The organism is Streptomyces sp. NPDC005925, assembly GCF_040638805.1.
GTDB lineage: Bacteria > Actinomycetota > Actinomycetes > Streptomycetales > Streptomycetaceae > Streptomyces.
Window position 1 is genome coordinate 83,032 of sequence record NZ_JBEXVL010000017.1, and the last position, 20,470, is coordinate 103,501.

The following is a 20,470-nucleotide window of genomic DNA, read 5'->3' on the forward strand; positions in this document are numbered from 1 at the left end:
GAAGGATGGTCACGCACAGGAACGGCGGTGACGGCAGCGGCGGAGACGGCGGCGCGGTGGCGGTGATCGGCTGGGATCCGTCACTGGTCCGGGAGGTGGCCGAACGCGGACTGCGGCCCGTGATGGTGCGGGACGTACGCGCCCACCTGCGGGGTGCGTCGATCGCGCTGCGGGAGGAGACCGAGGAGATCGTCGTCGAGGACATCACGGATGTCGGCGACGTGTGGGCCGGACTCACCCGCCACTTCGGCGACCGCCTGCACGAGGACCTGCGCGGCATCGTCACCTTCGACGAGTTCGCCGTCACCACGGTCGCGGCCCTCACCTCGCTGACGAACCTGCCGGGCACCCGCCCCGGGCAGGCGGTGCTCATGCGGGACAAGCACCTGCAGAAGCAGGCGGTGCGCGCCGCGGGTGTCCCCGCCGCCGCCTCCCGCCTGACGGTGCCCGGCAGCGACCTGGTCCGTACGCCGTTTCCCGGGCCCTGCGTCGTCAAGCCGGTCGCCGGGGGCGGCACGGCGCACACCGAGGTGGTGCGCACCGAGGCCGCGTACGAGGCGCTGCTGGAGAAGCTCGCGGCCTCGGCGACGTCGCCGTTCGTCGTGGAGGACCTCGTCGACGTGGCGCAGGAGTGGATCGTCGACGGGGCGATGCGGGACGGCGCCGTCGTCTTCTCCTCCGTGGGCCGCTACGCCGCGCCCTGCCTGTCCTACACGACGGACACCGAGCCGCTGCACATCTACCGCGCGGACGGCACGGGCGAGGACGAGCGCTGCGCCGAGGCACGCGCCGTCGCCGGCAAGGCCCTCCAGGCGCTCGGATACACCGACGGCGTCTTTCACCTGGAGCTGCTCCTGGACCGCTCCAGTGACAGCTTCGTCTTCGGAGAGGTCGCGGCCCGCGTCGGCGGCTGCCTCACCCAGGAGGCGGTGCTGCTCCGGCACGGCTTCTCGCTGGCGGGCGCCGCCGTGGACGTGGCACTCGGCCGGCCCCTGCGGCCCGCGGAGGGCGGGCCGGACGACCGCTGGGTGGCGGCCACGTCGCTGCACCTGCCGCGCGGCACCATCGTCAAGCTGCCGAACCCCGACCGTTTCACCGCGCCCGAGGACATCCACGAGCTGCGCATCGCGGCCCTGCTGGGCGTCAACGACGACCCGGCGGTCCGCGCCACGACCAACTGGCAGGGCCTGGCCCTGGTCTCGGCCACCTCCGCCGCGGGACTCGACGCCCGGATGGCGGACGTGCGCCGCGAGTTCGCCGAGCAGTCCCTGGTCGCGCCGACGTTCGGCACCGGGCGCCGGCAGCGCGTGTTCCTCGCGGACCACGAGGACGCGTTGAGGCGGCTGCTGTGAGGCTCGCCGCGGTTCTGCGCAAGGATCTGCGCCCGCTGGGCGTCCCGGCGTTCCGGCGGTACTGGATCGGGTTCGCCGCCTCCTGCTTCGGCGACGGCATGGTCCCCCTGGTCACCGCCTTCGCCGTCATCGGGCAGGGCGACGGGGCCGTCGAACTCGGCGCGGTGCTCGCCGTAGGGCTGCTGTGCCGGCTCGCTGCGACGCTGGTCGGCGGGGTGATCGCGGACCGGATGTCCCGCGTGCGCCTGATGGCGTGCGCCGACATCCTGCGCTGCACGGTCCAGCTCGGCCTCGCCGGGCTGCTCGTCACCGGGCACGGCTCGGCCCTCGTCCTGGCCGTGGGCAACGCGCTCTACGGCATCGGGGCGGGCCTGTACGGCCCGGCGTCCAAGGGCCTGACGCCCACCCTGGTCGGCAGGGAACTCCTCCAGCAGGCCGTCGCCGTCCAGGCCCTGACCCGCAGCACCTGCATGATCACCGGCCCCGCCGTGGCGGGCATGCTGATCCCGCTCGCCGGCACGCAGTCCGTGTACGTCATCGACGCGGCGACCTTCGCGGTCAACATCGCCGTCCTGCTGCGGCTGCCCGCCGGCCACCACCGGGCGACCGGCGGGGCGTCCTTCCGCGCCGATCTCGTGCAGGGCTGGAGCGAGATGATCCAGCGCCGCTGGGTGTCCGCGAACCTCGTCGTGCACGCCCTGTGGAACTTCGGCATGGCCGTCTTCTTCGTCCTCGGCCCGGTGCTGGCCGACCGGCGCCTCGGCGGACCGGCCGCCTGGGGCGTGGTCAGCGCGGGCATGGCCGTCGGCTCGCTCCTCGGCGGCGTACTGGCCCTGCGCTGGCGTCCGCGCCGGCCCCTGGTCGCGGGCAACCTCGTGCTGATCGCGTCCGGCCTGCCGCTGCTCGCCCTGTGGCTCGGCTGGTCCACCCTCTGGCTGGCGCTCGCCGCCGCGGTCGCCGACGCCTGCGTCGTCCTCCTCAACACCCTGTGGGAGGCCACGCTCCAGCGCGTCATCCCCGAGCACGCGCTGTCCCGGGTCGCGTCCTACGACTTCCTGCTCACCATGATGTCGATGCCGCTGGCCTACGCCTTCATCGGCCCGATCACCGGGCTCGTCGGCACCGACGGCACGCTGCTGACGGGTGCGGCGCTGGTCATGATCCCCTGCGTGTGGGTCTGCCTGCTGCCCTCGGTGCGGCACATCACCGGCCCGGCAGTGGAGGCCGAGCCGCGGGAGCCGGCGAAGGCGGGGGTGGCGTAGGCGGGGTGACGTAGGCGCCCGCCCCACCACGTTCCTCCGGTGCCCGCGCCGCCCCTGCCGAGCGAACGGCCGTTCGCCGGGGGCCCGGAGGACGGGGAGGGCGGGGAGGACCTGGCGGGTCGCGGCCCGCTGCCCGCCGCGGGCGTCCCGTCCGGCGATCCGGGGCGCCGTCGCGCCGGGCTGGGCACGGGCGGATCGGGCCGGAGGGGACTCTTCCGGCGGGGGTGAACGGGAGCGGCGGAAACCGGTCACCGCGGTCACGGCAGCGGTGACGGATGCGAATTCCGGTGCCCGCGTGAGCGGCGACGCCACGGCCGGCGGGGGGTGATGTCGGCCGCCACAGAGGCCCGATGACTGCCACTCACTTGTTACACATGGCCGTTGACCTGCGCAAATCCGCCAGTATCATGAGAACGCTTTGATCGCAGGGTGACGGTGGTGGCCGCAGGGGGGACCGAAATGCTCTCGAGCGTCGGGCTGGAAAAGCAGGATCAAGACGTATATCGGACGCTCCTTCTCCACCCGGACTGGGACATGGCCGAAATTCAGCGCCATGTCGGAGTGGCGGACGGAGAGATACGTGCCTCGCTCGACCGGCTCACCAAGCTGTCCCTGCTGAAGTCCGCCGCCTCCGCCGAACAGTTCGTCCCGGTCAATCCCCACGTGGGCCTGGGGCCCCTGCTCCACGAGATCAAGGCCGAACTCGACGAGAGACAGGCCAAACTCTCCCGCGCCCAGGCCACCGTGGCGTCCCTGGCCTCCGAGTACACCGCCGCCCGCGTCCAGTCGGGCACCGAGGGAGTGGAGCGCCTCAACGGCGTGGAAAACGTACGGGCCAGGCTGACGGAGCTGTCGCAGCAGGCCACGGCGGAGGTCCGGGCGTTCATGCCGGGCGGCGCGCTCAGCGGAGCGGCGCTGGAGGCGTGCCGGCCCCTCGACGAGCACAACCTGGCCCGCGGCGTACGCATGCAGACGGTGTACCTGGACAGCGTGCGCAACGACGCCGCCACGGTCGACTACGCCACCTGGTTCGCCGGGCGCGGCGGGCAGACCCGGACCGTGCCCTCGCTGCCCATGCGGCTGATCCTGTGCGACCGTTCCGTCGCCGTGGTCCCCGTGCACGAGGACGCGAGCGGGGCGGGCGCGTTCGTCATCCGGCTCAAGAGCGTGGTCGCCGCCCTCGACGAGCTCTTCGACCTCGTCTGGGAACGGGCCACCTCACTGGGCGAGACACCGTGCACCGACGGCGACGGACCCAGCGAGCGTGATCTGGCCCTGCTGAAGATGCTGGAGGACGGCCTCACCGACGAGGGTGTCGGCCGCAAGCTCGGCGTGTCCATCCGTACGGTCCGACGGCTCATGGCGGACCTCCTCAGGCGGCTGAACGCCCAGAGCCGCTTCCAAGCGGGTGTGGAGGCCGTGCGCCGCGGCTGGCTCTGACGGGCCGGCCGTGCCGCGTGCCCGTCAGAGCACGCAGAGCGTCACCGACAGCCGCGAGGCCCCGCCCGGCGCCGTGGCCCCCATCGGCCGGCTCAGCCGAGCCGTCTCCACGCACACGAACTCCGGATGCGCGTCGTCGGCCAGGTCGGGCATGGCCCGGATCAGCTCCGCGCCGGGGTTCCACACCACCACGTCGCTGTGCTGCCCGTGCCGCACTTCCACGACCCGGCCGAGGGCGCCGTCCCGGACCTCGCTCACCGGCTCCGGCCGCGGGTAGTACCGCTCGACCGGCTCACCCTCGGCGAGGACGAGGACCCCGCCCTCCTGACGCCCCGGGGCGCCGCCGCGCAGGCCGTCCGTGTACCGGTCCCCCAGCCCCGCGACGCTCGTCCGCCCGACCCCGCCCACGCGCAGGTAGGTGTGCAGCGCCGCCACGCTCGGGTGTCCGGCGCGGACCTCCAGCCCGACGGAGCATTCCCGGCCCACGCCGACGCGGGTGACCAGCGTGAAGTCGTACGGCCACAGGGCCCGGGTCTCCGCCGTGCTCCGCAACTCGAAGGCCAGCAGCACGGTGCCGTCGGCCGTGCGGCAGCCGGTGAGCTCCCACAGCGCGGTGCGCGCGAACCCGTGCATGGGCTCCCCGGCGTCGTCGAACCACGGCCAGCACAGCGGGACCCCGCCCCGCACGGGGGCACCCCGCCGCCACGCGGTCCGGTCGCTGAGCCACAGGACCGGCTCCTCCCCGCCGGGCTGCCAGGCCACCACCTGCGCACCCTGCAGACTCACGGCGGCGCGCACCTCGGGGTGGTCCACGACGACGAGGGGCACCTCGTCCAGGCGGCGCAGGGTGACCCCCGCCTCGCCCAGCACCTCGTCCACGGGCAGGGAAAAGATCTTCTCGAACACGGGACGACCCTGGGCGCCGAAACCGCCGGCGTCAAGAGCCGCCGTGTGCCGAGGGGCGAAACCGGGGTCTGACGCGTCCGGGGCCCGGGCGGGTACCGTCGGCACGCATCGGTGTTCGTGCGCGTGTACGAGGGAGGCGGTCGCGGTGGCCGAGGCCGGGACGGGGACGGTCGACACGAAGGCGGCTGCCGCGGCGGGAACGCGGGTGACGGGCGCGGGCGGTGGCGCGGGGCCGGCGCGGCCCGCCGACGGCCGGGCGCGGCGGCTGCCCCCGGTGCGCGGCTTCGCCCGGTGGCCGGACGGGGGCTCCCCCAAGAAGGCCGGCAAGGCGCTGCGCGACAGCGTCCCGCGCGCCGCGCACGCGGTGCTGGACCTGGACGCCGCCCGCCCCGGCGCCGTCGACGCCGTCGAGGAGTCCAACCGGGGCCGCCTCCCCGCCCTCGCCCCGATCCGGGTGGGCCGCATGGCGGCCACGCCGTTCGCCTTCTTGCGCGGTTCCGCGGGCCTCATGGCGTACGACCTGGCGCGCACGCCGGTGACGGGCATCCCCGCGCAGATCTGCGGCGACGCCCACGCGGCGAACTTCGGGCTGTACGGTGACGCGCGCGGCGGCCTCGTCATCGACCTGAACGACTTCGACGAGACGGTCCGGGGCCCCTGGGAGTGGGACCTCAAGCGGCTCGCGACGTCCCTGGTCCTCGCGGGACGGGAGGCCGGCGCCGACGAGGACACCTGCCGCGGGGCGGCCCACGACGCGGCCGGTGCCTACCGGCGCACCATGCGGCTGCTGGCGAAGCTGCCGGTGCTGGACGCGTGGAACGCCATCGCGGACGAGGAACTGGTCTCCCACACGGACGCGCACGACCTGCTCGGCACGCTGGAGCGGGTCTCCGAGAAGGCGCGCGCCAACACCAGCGGGCGTTTCGCGGCCAGGTCGACCGAGCCCACCGAGGACGGCGGCCGGCGCTTCGTCGACGCCCCGCCGGTGCTGCGGCGCGTGCCGGACGCGGAGGCGGCGGCGGTCGCGGCGTCCCTGGAGGCGTACCTGGCCACGCTGCCCGAGGACCGGCTGCCGCTGCTTGCCCGCCACGCGGTGCACGACGTGGCGTTCCGCGTCGTCGGCACGGGCAGCGTCGGCACCCGGTCGTACGTCGTGCTGCTGCTGGACCACCGGGGCGAACCGCTGGTCCTCCAGGTGAAGGAGGCCCGGCCGTCGGCGCTGCTGCCGCATCTGGCGGCGGCCGGCTTCGAGGTGCCGGAGCCGGCGCACGAGGGGCGGCGCGTGGTCCTCGGTCAGAAGCGGATGCAGGTCGTCAGCGACGTGCTGCTCGGCTGGACGTCGGTCGAGGGGCGGCCGTTCCAGGTGCGGCAGTTCCGCAACCGCAAGGGCAGCGTGGACCCCGCCGCGCTCGCCGCCGAGCAGGTCGACGACTACGCGCGCATGACCGGCGCCCTGCTGGCCCGCGCCCACTCCCACAGCGCCGACCCGCGCCTCCTCGCCGGCTACTGCGGCAAGAACGAGGAACTGGACGAGGCACTGGCCACGTTCGCCGTCGCCCACGCCGACCGCACGGAGGCCGACCACGCGGACCTGGTCACGGCGATACGGGCCGGGAGGGTCGCGGCGGAGGCGGGGGTGTGAGACGAGGCGTCCGCTCGCGCGGGTGCCGTGCCCGGCCGTGAGGCGCCGTACCCGGCCGTGAAGTGCCGTGTCCGGTGGTGCCGTATCCGCTCCTGAGGCGCCGTCTTCCGGTGGTGACGCGCGTACCCGGCAGTGGGGTGCCGGACCCGGTCGTCCGGCCGGGCCGGGCACCCAGGGCGGGGTGGGGCGGGGTGAGTACGGCGGGCCCGTGGCCTACGCTGGGCGGGTGACGACCCCGGAAGCTGAGCAGCCGCGGCCCGAGGACCGGCTGGAGCTGGCCGTGCGGGCCGCCGAGCAGGCGCTGATCGAGTACGAGATCGCGGTGGAGACCTTCCGCGTGGAGGTCGAGAACTTCTCGCGCCTGCACGAGCGGAAGCTCGGCCCGGTGTACGCGCGGCTCGAAGAACTGGACGCGCGGATCCTGGAGGCCAGGGCCGCCCGCAGCGGTGACCCCGAGGACCGCCGCCGTGCCGAAGAGGCGCTGGCGAGCCTGACACCGATCCCCGGCGTCGAGGAACTGCTGCACGGCTGGATGGACGGGGACGGGTTGTTCCCGGAGGCCGCGGCGATGCTCACCGAGCAGGAAGTGCGGCCCCCGCAGCGGGTCCGGCCCAGCGAGGGCGCCCGCAAGCTGTTCCGTGACCTCGTCCGCAAGGCGCATCCCGACCTGGCGCAGGAGGAGAGGGAACGCGCGCGGCGCGAGGAGTTCATCACCCGCGTCAACGCCGCCTACGCCCGCGGCGACGAGACCGAGCTGCGCGAGCTGGTCGAGGAGTGGGCCGCCGGACCCAGGGTGGAGCGCGGTCCGAGCCGTGCCGAGGAGCTCTACACCCGTCTGGAATGGCTCGCCGAGCGCAAGGACCTGCTGGCCGCGATCGCCAAGGAGCTGGAGGACAGCGCGATCGGCGCGATGCTCAGGCTCGCCCCGGACGACCCGGACAGGCTCCTGGAGGAGATCGCGGACCGGCTCACCGCCCAGGTCGCCGAGCGTGAGGCCCAGCTGGCGGCGTTGCTGGACACGCCATTGGACAGGCCTTAGTTAGGGCCTGTCGTTTGGATCACCCCGGCGTCGCGGGTACGGCACCGCGCCGCACAGCCGGGCCGGCCCGGACGACGGGACCCGGGGGTCCGGTAGCGTCGACGCATGCAATTCGGAGCTGGTGTGCCCACGGTCCAGGTCGCGGACCTCAAGGACGGCGACTTCCTGCTGGACGTCCGCGAGGACGACGAGTGGAAGGCCGGTCACGCAGAAGGGGCGCTGCACATCCCCGTCAGTGAGTTCGTGGCCCGGTACGGCGAGCTGACCGACGCCGCGCCGCAGGACGGCACGGTCCATGTGATCTGCCGGTCCGGCGGCCGTTCGGCGCAGGTCACGATGTATCTGGCGCAGCAGGGCGTCGACGCCGTGAACGTGGCGGGCGGCATGCAGCGCTGGGAGGCCGCGGGTCGCCCCGTCGTCACGGACGAGGGGCAGCAGGGGCACGTGCTGTAGGCGGCGCCCGCGCCGGGCGTCCGCACTGTCGGCGGCCCTTCGGCGGTCCTTTCGGTGTCCGTGCCCGCACGCCGTCCGCACGCCGATGAGCGTCCTGTTCCGGTGTGGTCACGACCGGCCGGGAAGGCCGGCCGGGGGTGTGCCGTGCGGGCGCGTCTGAGTACCGTTCCGTGCGAGCGCCCTGCCGGCGGCGGGCGGACACCGGCGATGCGTCACGGCCCGCGGGGCCGGCGCCGCGACCGGGCGGACGGAACGACTGACGGACCGACGGACCGACGTACCGGTCACCATCGGGGAACGGGGCGGAATGGACGCGTACGACGGAGGCACGGACGACGGCCGGCACGGGCCCGGCTCGCCGGCCTCGCAGCCCCCACCCGCCCCGGAGCCGTCGCCGGCACCGACATCCTCCCCGGCCTCCCCGGACGCACCGGGCGAGGCGCCCCGTTCCGGCGGCGCAGCGCCCGGTTCCGGGGACAACGCATCCGGTTCCGGCGACGCAGCGCCCGGCTCCGGGGACAGCGCATCCGGTTCCGGCGACGCCGCGCCCGGCCGGGGCGGCACCGCGCCCCGTTCCGAGGGCGGCGAGCCGGACCTCGCCGCGGGTGACGCACCGCCGACGCCCGAGGAGCCCCCGCCCCCGCCCCCCACCGACATCACCACCCTCTCGCCGCGCCACCAGATAGGCGTGGCGCTGGCGCTCGCCGTCGTCGCGATCGCCGTCTGCGTCCACCTGGGCATGTCCTTCCTGCACGTCGCGCCCGCGAACGTCGTCACCAAGCAGCACGGGCAGGCCATCGACGACTGGATCTACCCCGAGTTCGAGCAGAACTGGAAGCTGTTCGCTCCGAACCCGCTGCAGCAGAACATCGCCGTCCAGGTCCGTGCCGAGCTGCGTACGGGCGACGGCGGAACCCGGACCACCGGCTGGTACGACCTGTCCGCGCAGGACGGCCGCGCCATCGACCGCAACCTGCTGCCGAGCCACACCCAGCAGAACGAGCTGCGCCGGGCCTGGGACTTCTTCACCGCCACGCACGGCAGCGACAACCGCGCCGTGGGTATGCGCGGCGCGCTGTCCGAGTCGTATCTGCTGCGCATCGTGACGCTGCGTCTCGACCGCGCGGACGTGGCAGGACCGGGCGGCACCGTCGACCGGATCCAGGTCCGCTCCCGGACCACCAACGTGCCACCGCCCGACTGGTCGGGGGAACGGGTCTCGGACAAGGCGGCCTACCGGGTACTGCCCTGGTGGCCGGTCTCCACCGACACCGACACCGACACTGACACCGACACCGACGCCGCCGCCGAGCCCCACGGCGACGCCGCTCTCCGTACCGCCGCCGTGGTCGAGGGGAGCGTGCGGTGATGAACCGTCTCGCGCTGTACTTCTCCCGCGGCATCGCCCGCGTCACCGGCGTCGCCCTCGCCCCCTACCAGACGGCGATCGTCCGGATCGGGTTCAGCCTGACCTGGCTGCTGTTCCTGCTGCGCGAACTGCCGCACCGGCACGAGCTGTACGGACCCGACGGCCCCTGGTCCTGGGAGCTGGCCCAGCAGCTGATCGGGGCGAACGGCGCGTTCACCGCGCTGATGTGGTCCGACGGCCGGGTGTGGTTCGAGGCGGTCTACGCGTTCGGCGTGCTGACCAGTGTGCTGCTGCTGCTCGGCTGGCGGACCCGCACCATGTCGGTGCTGTTCATGATCGGTGTGCTGTCGCTGCAGAACCGCAGCATCTTCGTGGGCGACGGCGGCGACAACGTCCTGCACCTGATGTCGATCTACCTGGTGTTCACGCGCTGCGCCCAGGTGTGGTCGCTGGACGAGCGGCGGGAGCGGCGCGCGCGGGCCGCACACGCGCGGGGCGAGCGGGTCGTGGACCGGACCGGGCCCGTGCTGTGGTGCGTGCTCGGCTTCGCGCTGATCGCCCTGACCCTGGCGGGCAAACTCGACGGTGATCCCGTGGTGCCGGTCCTCATGTGGGGCGTGTGGCCGGCGCTGGGCGTGTGGTGGCTGGTCGGGCAGCGGTCCCCGAGCGGCCAGCCGCGGATGATGCTGGACGCCGTCGGCAACATCGTGCACAACGGCGCCCTGCTCGTGATCATGGCCGAGGCCTGTCTGATCTACGCCACGGCCGGCTGGTACAAGATCCAGGGCTCGCGCTGGCAGGACGGCACCGCCGTGTACTACCCGCTGCACCTGGAGTACTTCTCGCCCTGGCCGGCTCTCGGCGACCTGCTGACCGCCGGCGCCACGATGCTGCTGGTGGTGACGTACGGGACGGTGATCGTGCAGGTCGCCTTCCCGTTCACGCTGATCAACCGGCGCGTGAAGAACGTCCTGCTGGTGGCGATGATGACCGAGCACGCCGTGATCGCCGTCGTGCTCGGGCTGCCGTTCTTCTCGCTGGCGATGATCGCGGCCGACGCGGTGTTCCTGCCGACACCGTTCCTGCGCCGCCTCGGCGACTGGGCGTCCCGCGCGCGGGGGCGGGCCGTGCGGCGCGGCCGCCGTGCGCCCCTGCCGCCCCAGCGCGCCCGGCAGGCGGGGGAGAAGGCCGAGCAGCCGCACGTAGGCTTCCCGGCATGACCGACCCCGGCCACCCCGGCCACTCTGGTATCTCCGGCCACGCTGGTGTCCCCGGTCACCCCGGTCACCAGCGCGGTCCGCTGCCGGTCTGGCACCGGCTCGCCGGCACCGCCGTGCTGCTCGACGGCTTCCACGCCCTCAAGCACGCCGTGCGGTTCGGGGCCGAGGTGCCCGTGGCGGTCACCGCCGACCGGTCCGCCGCGCTGGCGCTCGCGGAGGAGCTCGCGCCGGACGTCCTGGCCGTGCTCGACGGCCTGCTCACCGAGGTGCCGGAAGCGACGTACCGGACGCTGGTCCCGCGCCCGCATCCGACCGCCGTGGCAGCCCTGGCCGTACGGCCGTCCCGCGAGGCGCACCTCGCGGCGCTGGCGCACCTGCCCCGGGCGACGCCCGTGGTGGTCCTCGACAACCCGCGGAACCTGGGGAACGCGGGGGCCGTGATCCGGCTGGCCGCCGGTTTCGGCGCGACCGGCGTGGTCACCACCGGCACCCTCGACCCCTGGCACCCCACGGTGGTGCGCGGCGGGGCGGGACTGCACTTCGCGACGGCCGTGGAGCGGCTGACGGCCTCGGAACTGCCTCCGGGGCCCGTCTTCGCCCTCGACCCCGAGGGTGAGGACATCCGCGGGGTGCTGCTGCCGGACGACGCGCTGCTCGCGTTCGGCTCGGAACGCAGCGGCCTGTCGGCCGGACTCCGCGCCCGTGCCGACCACCTGGTGGCCCTGCCGATGCGCCCCCAGGTCTCCAGCTACAACCTCGCGACCAGTGTGGCCATGACGCTGTACCACTGGAGCGCGGGCGCCGGCGCGGGCGGCAGATGGACGGGTACGGGAGGCGGAGACGGCGGCGCGGCGAGCGCGACCGGGCCGGCCACGGCGCCCGGACCGGCCACCGCCACCGGCGCGGCGAGCGCGACCGGGGACACGCCGGCGTAAGCCGTCACGCCCCCGCCCCGCCCGCGCCCCCGCCTCCGTCCGCAGGGGACTTCACCGGGTCACGTGGCTGGTCACGCGTCCCGGCGCACCTCCACCACGCGGAAGCGGTTCGCGACGAACGCCCCGTCGCACAGCGCCGCGTTGGCCGCCGGGTTGCCGCCCGAGCCGTGGAAGTCGGAGAAGGCGGCCGTCTGGTTGACGTACACCCCGCCGGTGAGGTTGAGGGACAGCTGGGCGGCCTCGTCGAGGCAGACCTCCTCGACGGCCTCCTCGACCTGGGCGTCGGTGGTGTACGCGCCGACCGTCATGGCGCCCTTCTCGCGGATCGTGCGCCGCAGCAGCTCCACCGCGTCGGCCGCCGAGTCGACCGCGACGGCGAAGGCGACCGGTCCGAAGCACTCGCTCATATAGGCGGCCTCGGCGTCCGGCTTCGCGCCGTCCAGCTTCACGATCACCGGCGTGCGGACCACCGCGCCCGGGAAGTCCGGGTTGGCGATCTCGCGGGAGGCGAGCGCGACCTCGCCGAGCCCCGCGGCGGCCTCCAGGCGGGCCTTGACGTCCGGGTTGACGATCGCGCCGAGCAGAGCGTTGGCCCGGGCGTCGTCGCCGAGCAGGCCGTCCACCGCCTTGGCGAGGTCGGCGACCACCTCGTCGTAGGACTTGGGGCCCTGGTCCGTGGTGATGCCGTCGCGCGGGATCAGCAGGTTCTGCGGGGTGGTGCACATCTGGCCGCTGTAGAGCGACAGGGAGAACGCCAGGTTGGCGAGCATGCCCTTGTAGTCGCCGGCCGACTCCACGATCACCGTGTTGACGCCGGCCTTCTCCGTGTACACCTGGGCCTGGCGGGCGTGGGTCTCCAGCCAGTCGCCGAAGACCGTGGAGCCCGTGTAGTCGATGATCCGGATCTCGGGGCGGGTCGCGAGGGTCTTGGCGATGCCCTCGCCGGGCCGCTCGGCGGTCAGCGCGACCAGGTTCGGGTCGAAGCCGGCCTCGGCGAGCACGTCGCGCGCGACCCGCACGGTGAGCGCGAGCGGCAGCACCGCGCGCGGGTGGGGCTTGACCAGGACCGCGTTGCCCGTGGCCAGGGAGGCGAACAGGCCCGGGTAGCCGTTCCACGTGGGGAAGGTGTTGCAGCCGATCACCAGGCCGATGCCGCGCGGGACCGGCGTGAACCGCTTGGTCATCGCGAGCGGGTCGCGCTTGCCCTGCGGCTTGCTCCACTCGGCCGTGCCGGGCGTGCGGACCTGCTCGGCGTACGCGTACGCCACGGCCTCCATGCCGCGGTCCTGCGCGTGCGGGCCGCCCGCCTGGAACGCCATCATGAAGGCCTGCCCGGACGTGTGCATGACCGCGTGCGCGAACTCGTGCGTCCGGTCGCTGATCCGCCCGAGGATCTCCAGGCACACCATCGCGCGCACCTCGGCACCGGCGTCCCGCCAGGCCCGCATCCCGGCCTTCATGGCGGGCAGCAGCACGTCGACGTCCGCGTGCGGGTACCTCACGCCCAGCTCGATGCCGTACGGGGAGACCTCGCCGCCCACCCAGTCGTCCGTGCCGGGCTGGCCGAGGTCGACGCGGGTGCCCAGCAGGGCGTCGAAGGCGGCCTTGCCCGCGGCCATGTCCAGGCTGCCGCCCTCGCCGTAGGCCTTGGGGTGCTCGGGGTGCGGTGACCAGTAGGCGCGCGTGCGGATGGCTTCCAGCGCCTGGTCGAGGGTGGGCCGGTGCCTGGCGATCAGGTCGTGCGCGGTCAGTTCGGCGGCCATGCGGGACCAACTCCTCGTCTCAGGAACTCGTCGTCGAGCTCACGGACCTGGACAGAAACGTGGGCGGGAACGGGCGGTCAGAGTTAGAGTAACCGAACGATCGGTCGGGACAAGGGGGCCTGCCGCATCCGTGGAAAACCTCGTGCGGGAGGATCGCGCTCATGACAGCACTCGACCTCAGCAGCCCCGTGGCCGTCGTCGGCACCGGCACCATGGGCCAGGGCATCGCCCAGGTCGCGCTGGTCGCGGGACACCCCGTCCGGCTCCACGACACCGCGCCCGGCCGCGCCCGGGAAGCGGCCGACGCGATCGGCGCCCGCCTCGACCGGCTCGTCGAGAAGAACCGGCTCAGCGGCGCCGACCGGGACGCCGCGCGCGAGCGGCTGCTGCCCGCGGAGTCCCTCACCGACCTCGCGGACTGCGCCCTGGTCGTCGAGGCGGTGGTCGAGCGCCTCGACGTGAAGCAGCGGCTCTTCGCCGAGCTGGAGGCCATCGTCGCCGACGACTGCCTCCTCGCCACCAACACCTCCTCGCTGTCCGTCACCGCCATCGGCGCCGCCCTCGCCAACCCCGGCCGCTTCGTCGGCCTGCACTTCTTCAACCCGGCGCCCCTGCTGCCGCTGGTCGAGGTGGTCTCCGGGTTCGCCACCGACGTCACGTCGGCCACGCGCGCCTACGAGCTGGCCGGCGCCTGGGGCAAGGCGCCCGTCGCCTGCGCGGACACCCCCGGCTTCATCGTGAACCGCATAGCCCGGCCCTTCTACGCCGAGGCGTTCGCGGTGTACGAGGCGCAGGCCGCCGACCCCGCCACCATCGACGCGGTGCTGCGCGAGTCCGGCGGCTTCCGGATGGGCGCCTTCGAGCTGACCGACCTCATCGGGCAGGACGTCAACGAGTCCGTCACGCGCTCGGTGTGGGAGGCCTTCTTCCAGGACGCGCGCTTCTCGCCGTCGCTGGCGCAGCGGCGGCTCGTGGAGTCCGGCAGGCTCGGCCGCAAGACCGGCCGGGGCTGGTACGACCACCGGGACGGCGCCGAGCGCCCCGAACCGCACACCGCCGAACCGGCGGGGCCGCCCGCCTACGTCGTCGCCGAGGGCGACCTGGGCCCGGCGTCCGACCTGCTCGCACTGATCCGGGAGGCGGGCATCCCGGTCCGTGAGGAGGACGAGGACCACGGCACCCGGCTCGTCCTGCCGAGCGGCGGCCAGCTGGTCCTCGCCGACGGGCAGACCTCCGTGGAGTTCCGCGACGTCGTCTACTTCGACCTCGCCCTCGACTACCGCCGCGCCACCCGTATCGCCCTGTCCGCGTCCCAGGACACCTCGCCGCGCACGCTCGCCGAGGCCACCGGCCTGTTCCAGGCGCTCGGCAAGAAGGTCAGCCTCATCGGTGACGTCCCCGGCATGATCGTCGCCCGTACGGTCGCGCGGATCATCGACCTGGCGCACGACGCCGTGGCCAAGGGCGTCGCCACCGAGGAGGACGTCGACACCGCGATGCAGCTCGGCGTCAACTACCCCCTCGGCCCCTTCGAATGGAGCCAGCGGCTCGGCCGCAACTGGGCGTACGCGCTGCTGGACGACCTGCATCTGCGCGACCCCGGCGGCCGCTACGCGCCGTCCCTCGCGCTGTACCGGCACGCGTACGCCTCCGACAAGCGGGAGGGCGGCTCGTGACCTCCGCGCGGCGCGACACGTACACGCCGGAGACCCTGCTGACCGTCGCCGTGCGGGTGTTCAACGAGCGCGGCTACGACGGCACGTCCATGGAGCACCTGTCCAGGGCCGCCGGCATCTCCAAGTCCTCGATCTACCACCACGTCTCGGGCAAGGAGGAGCTGCTGCGCCGGGCCGTCAGCCGCGCCCTGGACGGCCTGTTCGGCATCCTGGACGAGCCGCACGCGCGCGAGGGGCACGCCGCCGACCGCCTGCAGTACGTCGTACGGCGCATGGTCGAGGTGCTCCTCGGCGAACTGCCGTACGTGACGCTGCTGCTGCGGGTGCGCGGGAACACCGCGACCGAGCGGTGGGCGCTGGAGCGGCGCCGCGAGTTCGACCACCGGGTCGCCGCGCTGCTGAAGGCCGCGGCGGCCGACGGCGAGGTGCGCGGCGACATGGAGGTGCGCCTCGCGACCCGGCTCGTCTTCGGCATGATCAACTCGATCGTGGAGTGGTACCGGCCCGAGGTGCGCGGCATGGGGGAGCGCGAAGTCGCCGACGCGGTGGTGCGGCTGGTGTTCGGCGGGCTGCGCAAGGACGGGGCCTGACGCAGGGCCTCCCAAGGAAGGCCCCTGGAGGCGCACGGACGACGGGCCGCCGGGCCGCCGGGATCAGGCCGGAGGTTCCAGGTCCTCTTCCTCGAAGACCAGCAGTGTGCGCGTACTGAGCACCTCCGGGATCGCCTGCAGCCGGGTGAGCACGAGCTCGCGCAGGGCCCTGTTGTCGGCGACGTGCACCATGAGCAGCACGTCGAAGTCGCCGCCCATCAGTGCGATGTGGGAGGCCCCGGGCAGCTGTCTGAGCTGTTCGCGCACGATGCGCCAGGAGTTCTGGTCGATCTTCAGCGTGATGTACGCCGATGTGCCGTGGCCCGCCCGCTGGTGGTCCACGCGTGCGCCGAAGCCGCGGATCACGCCGTCCTCGACGAGCCGGTTGATGCGCGCGTAGGCGTTCGCGCGCGAGACGTGCACCCGTTCGGCGACCGACCGTATCGAGGCGCGGCCGTCCGCCTGGAGCATCCTCAGGATGTCCTGGTCTATGGAGTCCAGGGGGCGCGGCGGCGGGAGCCGGCCGCCCGGGTCCGCCCCCTCGGCCATTTGTTCAGATGCCATCTCCCCCCGCCTCTCCACCATGGACGTACTGCGTCCATTTGAGGTCGTGCAGAACCGTTTGTCCACAGCCTTGGCCCGCCTGTAGCCAAAATGTGCCGACGACCGAACAATCGGTAGGTGAGGCGCGTCACAGATGCCGCGCCTCCAGCCGCTCCCACCAGGAGGTGCCGTCATGACGGTCATGGAGCAGCGGGGTGCCTACCGGCCGTCCCCGCCGCCCGCCTGGCAGCCCCGCACGGACCCCGCGCCGCTGCTGCCCGACGCCCAGCCCCACCGCGTCCTCGGTACCGGGTCGGCCGAGCAGGCCGACCCGGACCTGCTGCGCAGGCTGTACGCGGAGCTGGTGCGCGGCCGCCGGTACAACACGCAGGCGACCGCCCTCACCCGGCAGGGCCGCCTCGCCGTCTACCCGTCCAGCACCGGCCAGGAGGCCTGTGAGGTCGCCGCCGCGCTCGTGCTGGAGGACCGCGACTGGCTCTTCCCGAGCTACCGCGACACCCTCGCGGTCGTGGCACGCGGCGTGGACCCCGTCGCGGCGCTCACCCTGCTGCGCGGCGACTGGCACACCGGCTACGACCCCTACGAGCACCGCGTCGCCCCCCTGAGCACACCGCTGGCCACCCAGTTGCCGCACGCCGTCGGACTCGCCCACGCGGCCCGCCTCAAGGGCGACGACGTGGTCGCGCTGGCCATGGTCGGCGACGGCGGCACCAGCGAGGGCGACTTCCACGAGGCGCTGAACTTCGCGGCCGTCTGGCAGGCCCCGGTCGTCTTCCTCGTCCAGAACAACGGCTTCGCGATCTCCGTGCCGCTCGCCAAGCAGACCGCGGCCCCGTCGCTGGCCCACAAGGCCGTCGGCTACGGCATGCCCGGCCGGCTCGTCGACGGCAACGACGCCGCGGCCGTGCACGAGGTCCTCGCCGACGCCGTACGGCGCGCGCGAGCGGGCGGCGGACCCACCCTCGTGGAGGCGGTGACGTACCGCGTGGAGGCGCACACCAACGCCGACGACGCGACCCGCTACCGCGGCGACGCCGAGGTGGAGACCTGGCGCGAGCACGACCCGATCCGGCTGCTGGAGCGGGAGTTGACCGACCGCGGCCTGCTGGACGACGCCGGGGTGCGCGCCGCGCGGGACGCCGCCGAGGAGATGGCGGCCGACCTGCGCGAGCGGATGAACCAGGACCCGGCGCTCGACCCGATGGACCTGTTCGCCCACGTCTACGCCGAGCCGACCACCCAACTGCGCGAGCAGCAGGCCATGCTGCGCGCCGAGCTGGCGGCCGAGGCCGAGTCGGAAGGGGCCGAGCCGGAGGGGGAGCGTCGATGACGACCGTCGCCGTCAAGCCGGCCACCATGGCGCAGGCCCTCACCCGCGCGATGCGCGACGCGATGGCCGCCGACCCCACCGTGCACGTCATGGGCGAGGACGTCGGCACCCTCGGCGGTGTCTTCCGGGTGACCGACGGCCTGGCCGAGGAGTTCGGCGAGGACCGCTGCACGGACACCCCGCTCGCCGAGGCGGGCATTCTCGGCGCGGCCGTCGGCATGGCGATGTACGGGCTGCGGCCGGTCGTGGAGATGCAGTTCGACGCGTTCGCCTACCCGGCGTTCGAGCAGCTGGTCTCGCACGTGACGAAGATGCGCAACCGCACCCGCGGCGCCATGCCGCTCCCGCTCACCATCCGCGTGCCCTACGGCGGCGGCATCGGCGGAGTCGAGCACCACAGCGACTCGTCCGAGGCGTACTACATGGCGACTCCGGGGCTCCATGTCGTCATGCCCGCGACCGTCGCCGACGCCTACGGCCTGCTGCGCGCCTCGATCGCCTCCGACGACCCGGTCGTCTTCCTGGAGCCCAAGCGGCTGTACTGGTCGAAGGACTCCTGGAACCCGCAGGAGCCGACACCCGTCGAGCCCATCGGGCGTGCCGTGGTGCGGCGTCCGGGGCGCAGCGCCACGCTCATCACGTACGGACCGTCCGTGCCCGTCTGCATGGAGGCGGCCGAGGCCGCCCGGGCCGAGGGCTGGGACCTCGAAGTCGTCGATCTGCGCTCGCTCGTGCCCTTCGACGACGCGACGGTGTGCGCCTCGGTGCGGCGGACGGGACGCGCGGTCGTCGTCCACGAGTCGGGTTCCTTCGGGGGACCGGGCGGGGAGATCGCGGCCCGGGTCACCGAGCGCTGCTTCCACCACCTGGAGGCGCCGGTGCTGCGTGTCGCCGGGTTCGACGTCCCGTACCCGCCGCCGATGCTGGAGCGCCACCACCTGCCCGGTGTGGACCGGATCCTCGACGCCGTGGGGCGTCTGCAGTGGGAGGCCGAGGGCTGATGGCACAGGTGCTGGAGTTCAGGCTGCCCGACCTCGGTGAGGGGCTCACCGAGGCGGAGATCGTGCGCTGGCTCGTGGAGGTCGGCGACGTCGTCGCGATCGACCAGCCGGTCGTGGAGGTCGAGACGGCCAAGGCGATGGTCGAGGTGCCCTGCCCGTACGGGGGTGTGGTCACCGCCCGCTTCGGCGAGGAGGGCACCGAACTGCCCGTCGGGGCCCCGCTGCTGACGGTCGCCGTGGGCGCGCCCGCCGCGGCCCGGGGGGCCGCGGACGCGGGCCCCCCGGGCTCGTCGGCCGCGTCGAGGCCGACGGCGCCGGACTCCGGGGCACGGTCCTCGGGCGCGGCAGCCGGGGGCGGGTCCGGCTCGGGCAACGTGCTGGTCGGGTACGGCACGTCGGAGGCACCGGCGCGCAGGCGGAGGGTACGGCCGGGGCAGCCGGCGCCCGCCGCGCCCGCCGTGTCCGGGCAGCCGGACGGGCAGGTGAACGGGCAGCCGGACGGGCAGGCCGGGGTTACCGCCGACAGGGTCACCGCCGGCAGGCCCGAAGGTCCCGTGCCGGTGATCTCCCCGCTGGTCCGCCGGCTGGCCCGGGAGAACGGGCTGGACCTCCGGGAGCTGACCGGTTCCGGACCCGACGGGCTGATCCTGCGGGCGGACGTGGAGTACGCGCTGCGGGCCGCCGCCGGTCAGGAGCGCCGGGCGCAGCCGTCGGCCGAGCCGCTCGCGCGCGTGCCGTCCGCGCAGGCCCCCGCGCCGGTTACCGTCTCCGCGGCCGGTGGCGTCCGTACCCCGCTCAAGGGGGTCCGGGGCGCGGTCGCCGACAAGCTGAGCCGCAGCCGGCGCGAGATCCCGGACGCGACGTGCTGGGTGGACGCCGACGCCACGGAGCTGATGCGCGCGCGGACCGCGATGAACGCCACGGGTGGGCCGAAGATCTCCCTGGTCGCGCTGCTGGCACGGATCTGCACCGCCGCGCTGGCCCGCTTCCCGGAGCTCAACTCCACGGTGGACACGGCGGCCAGGGAAGTCGTCCGGTTCGACCATGTGCACCTCGGCTTCGCCGCGCAGACGGACCGCGGCCTCGTCGTACCGGTCGTCCGGGACGCGCACGCGCGGGACGCCGAGTCGCTGACCGCGGAGTTCGCCAGGCTGACCGGGGCCGCCCGTGCGGGGACCCTGACGCCGGGCGACCTCACCGGCGGCACGTTCACGCTGAACAACTACGGGGTGTTCGGCGTCGACGGTTCCACGCCGATCATCAACCACCCCGAGGCCGCCATGCTCGGCGTCGGCCGTATCGTCCCCAGGCCGTGGGTGCACGAGGGCGAGCTGGCGGTGCGGCAGGTCGTCCAGCTCTCACTCACCTTCGACCACCGGGTCTGCGACGGAGGCACGGCGGGCGGCTTCCTGCGATACGTGGCGGACTGCGTGGAACAGCCGACGGTGCTGCTGCGCACGCTGTGAGGTGAGGCGAGGGGAGCGGGCGCGCACCCGCTCCCACCGGGGGCGCTGTCCCGACGGGGGCGGTCCGCTCTCCCGGGGCGCACTGCCTCACCACGGCGCACTGCCTCACCACGGGGGGCGCCCGCCCCGCTCTCCCGTGCGGCGCTGTCTCGACGGCGGGTGGCGTGCGCGGGGGTGTGGGGCGCCGCTCCCGTGTGGGGTGGTGTGCGCCGCCGGCCGGGGGCGCACCGCTCCCGCGGTGGGGGGCGTGCCCGCTCCCACGACGTGGTTGGCGCTGGTCCCACGGCGGGCGGCGTGTGCTGCGTTTCGGCGGGAGGTGCGTGCTGCGTTCCGTTGGAGGTGCGTGCTGCGTTCCGGCGGGCGGTGCGGTTGGGCGGCGTGTGCTGCGTTTCGGCGGGAGGTGCGCGCCCAGCCCTTCCCCCAGCTTCAGGCTGGGCGGGAGGTGCGCACCTGCGCCCTTCG

17 protein-coding genes are annotated in these 20,470 nt (G+C 74.0%); 14 read left to right on the forward strand and 3 right to left on the reverse strand.

All coding sequences use genetic code 11. The features are described from left to right. Positions 1–5 precede the first annotated feature (5 nt). From ABZ354_RS20095 to ABZ354_RS20105, 3 genes are all read left to right on the forward strand, one after another. Positions 6–1,352 (forward strand): hypothetical protein, encoded by a 1,347-nt coding sequence (locus ABZ354_RS20095; RefSeq protein ID WP_358658505.1) that lies wholly within the window; start codon positions 6–8, stop codon positions 1,350–1,352. Continuing rightward, on the forward strand, positions 1,349–2,614 hold the full coding sequence (locus ABZ354_RS20100; protein WP_358658507.1) for an MFS transporter: 1,266 nt from the start codon (positions 1,349–1,351) through the stop codon (positions 2,612–2,614). The genes ABZ354_RS20095 and ABZ354_RS20100 overlap by 4 nt, the downstream gene beginning before the upstream one ends. A gap of 534 nt (positions 2,615–3,148) precedes the next feature. Next, positions 3,149–4,054, forward strand: a complete 906-nt coding sequence (locus ABZ354_RS20105) for a helix-turn-helix domain-containing protein (protein ID WP_358658509.1) — start codon at positions 3,149–3,151, stop codon at positions 4,052–4,054. A 24-nt stretch (positions 4,055–4,078) separates the two neighbouring features. On the opposite strand, the gene ABZ354_RS20110 is transcribed toward ABZ354_RS20105, so the two are convergent. Continuing rightward, the gene (locus ABZ354_RS20110; protein ID WP_358658511.1) at positions 4,079–4,960 is read right to left on the reverse strand and encodes a D-hexose-6-phosphate mutarotase; all 882 of its coding nucleotides are present in this window, start codon (positions 4,958–4,960) and stop codon (positions 4,079–4,081) included. Positions 4,961–5,165: 205 nt separating this feature from the next. On the opposite strand from ABZ354_RS20110, the gene ABZ354_RS20115 reads away from it, so the two are divergent. The 6 genes from ABZ354_RS20115 (at position 5,166) to ABZ354_RS20140 (ending at position 11,618) form a co-directional block, all read left to right on the forward strand. Continuing rightward, entirely contained in the window at positions 5,166–6,602 is a 1,437-nt protein-coding gene (locus ABZ354_RS20115; protein ID WP_358658570.1) for a DUF2252 domain-containing protein, read from the forward strand. A 226-nt stretch (positions 6,603–6,828) separates the two neighbouring features. Then, positions 6,829–7,641 (forward strand): hypothetical protein, encoded by an 813-nt coding sequence (locus ABZ354_RS20120; protein WP_358658513.1) that lies wholly within the window; start codon positions 6,829–6,831, stop codon positions 7,639–7,641. A gap of 123 nt (positions 7,642–7,764) precedes the next feature. Then, positions 7,765–8,094 carry a rhodanese-like domain-containing protein gene (locus ABZ354_RS20125; protein ID WP_358658572.1) on the forward strand — a complete coding sequence of 110 codons (330 nt, stop codon included), beginning with the start codon at positions 7,765–7,767 and terminating at the stop codon, positions 8,092–8,094. A gap of 307 nt (positions 8,095–8,401) precedes the next feature. After that, positions 8,402–9,463, forward strand: coding sequence for a DUF5819 family protein (locus tag ABZ354_RS20130; RefSeq protein ID WP_358658515.1), 1,062 nt, complete (start codon positions 8,402–8,404; stop codon positions 9,461–9,463). Beyond that, positions 9,463–10,683: an HTTM domain-containing protein gene (locus ABZ354_RS20135; protein WP_358658517.1), complete on the forward strand. Its 1,221-nt coding sequence runs from the start codon at positions 9,463–9,465 to the stop codon at positions 10,681–10,683. The genes ABZ354_RS20130 and ABZ354_RS20135 overlap by 1 nt, the downstream gene beginning before the upstream one ends. Then, entirely contained in the window at positions 10,680–11,618 is a 939-nt protein-coding gene (locus ABZ354_RS20140) for a TrmH family RNA methyltransferase (protein ID WP_358658519.1), read from the forward strand. The genes ABZ354_RS20135 and ABZ354_RS20140 overlap by 4 nt, the downstream gene beginning before the upstream one ends. A 71-nt stretch (positions 11,619–11,689) precedes the next feature. Here the strand turns inward: ABZ354_RS20140 and paaN are convergent, their stop codons facing one another. Beyond that, the gene (gene paaN / locus ABZ354_RS20145; RefSeq protein WP_358658521.1) at positions 11,690–13,381 is read right to left on the reverse strand and encodes a phenylacetic acid degradation protein PaaN; all 1,692 of its coding nucleotides are present in this window, start codon (positions 13,379–13,381) and stop codon (positions 11,690–11,692) included. 161 nt (positions 13,382–13,542) lie between these two features. Between paaN and ABZ354_RS20150 the strand changes: the two genes are divergently transcribed. Then, the gene (locus ABZ354_RS20150; protein WP_358658523.1) at positions 13,543–15,057 is read left to right on the forward strand and encodes a 3-hydroxyacyl-CoA dehydrogenase; all 1,515 of its coding nucleotides are present in this window, start codon (positions 13,543–13,545) and stop codon (positions 15,055–15,057) included. Then, positions 15,054–15,647, forward strand: coding sequence for a TetR/AcrR family transcriptional regulator (locus ABZ354_RS20155; RefSeq protein ID WP_358658525.1), 594 nt, complete (start codon positions 15,054–15,056; stop codon positions 15,645–15,647). The genes ABZ354_RS20150 and ABZ354_RS20155 overlap by 4 nt, the downstream gene beginning before the upstream one ends. A 63-nt stretch (positions 15,648–15,710) precedes the next feature. Here ABZ354_RS20155 and ABZ354_RS20160 read toward each other — a convergent pair whose 3' ends face one another. After that, on the reverse strand, positions 15,711–16,211 hold the full coding sequence (locus tag ABZ354_RS20160) for an Lrp/AsnC family transcriptional regulator (protein ID WP_358658527.1): 501 nt from the start codon (positions 16,209–16,211) through the stop codon (positions 15,711–15,713). A gap of 172 nt (positions 16,212–16,383) precedes the next feature. On the opposite strand from ABZ354_RS20160, the gene pdhA reads away from it, so the two are divergent. Genes pdhA through ABZ354_RS20175 form a run of 3 tightly spaced genes read left to right on the forward strand, consistent with a single transcriptional unit; the run spans position 16,384 to position 20,008 of the window. Continuing rightward, positions 16,384–17,541 carry a pyruvate dehydrogenase (acetyl-transferring) E1 component subunit alpha gene (gene pdhA, locus ABZ354_RS20165; RefSeq protein WP_358658529.1) on the forward strand — a complete coding sequence of 386 codons (1,158 nt, stop codon included), beginning with the start codon at positions 16,384–16,386 and terminating at the stop codon, positions 17,539–17,541. Next, positions 17,538–18,542, forward strand: a complete 1,005-nt coding sequence (locus ABZ354_RS20170; RefSeq protein WP_358658531.1) for an alpha-ketoacid dehydrogenase subunit beta — start codon at positions 17,538–17,540, stop codon at positions 18,540–18,542. Before pdhA ends, ABZ354_RS20170 begins: the two co-directional genes overlap by 4 nt. After that, positions 18,542–20,008, forward strand: a complete 1,467-nt coding sequence (locus ABZ354_RS20175; protein WP_358658533.1) for a dihydrolipoamide acetyltransferase family protein — start codon at positions 18,542–18,544, stop codon at positions 20,006–20,008. The genes ABZ354_RS20170 and ABZ354_RS20175 overlap by 1 nt, the downstream gene beginning before the upstream one ends. Positions 20,009–20,470 lie beyond the last annotated feature (462 nt).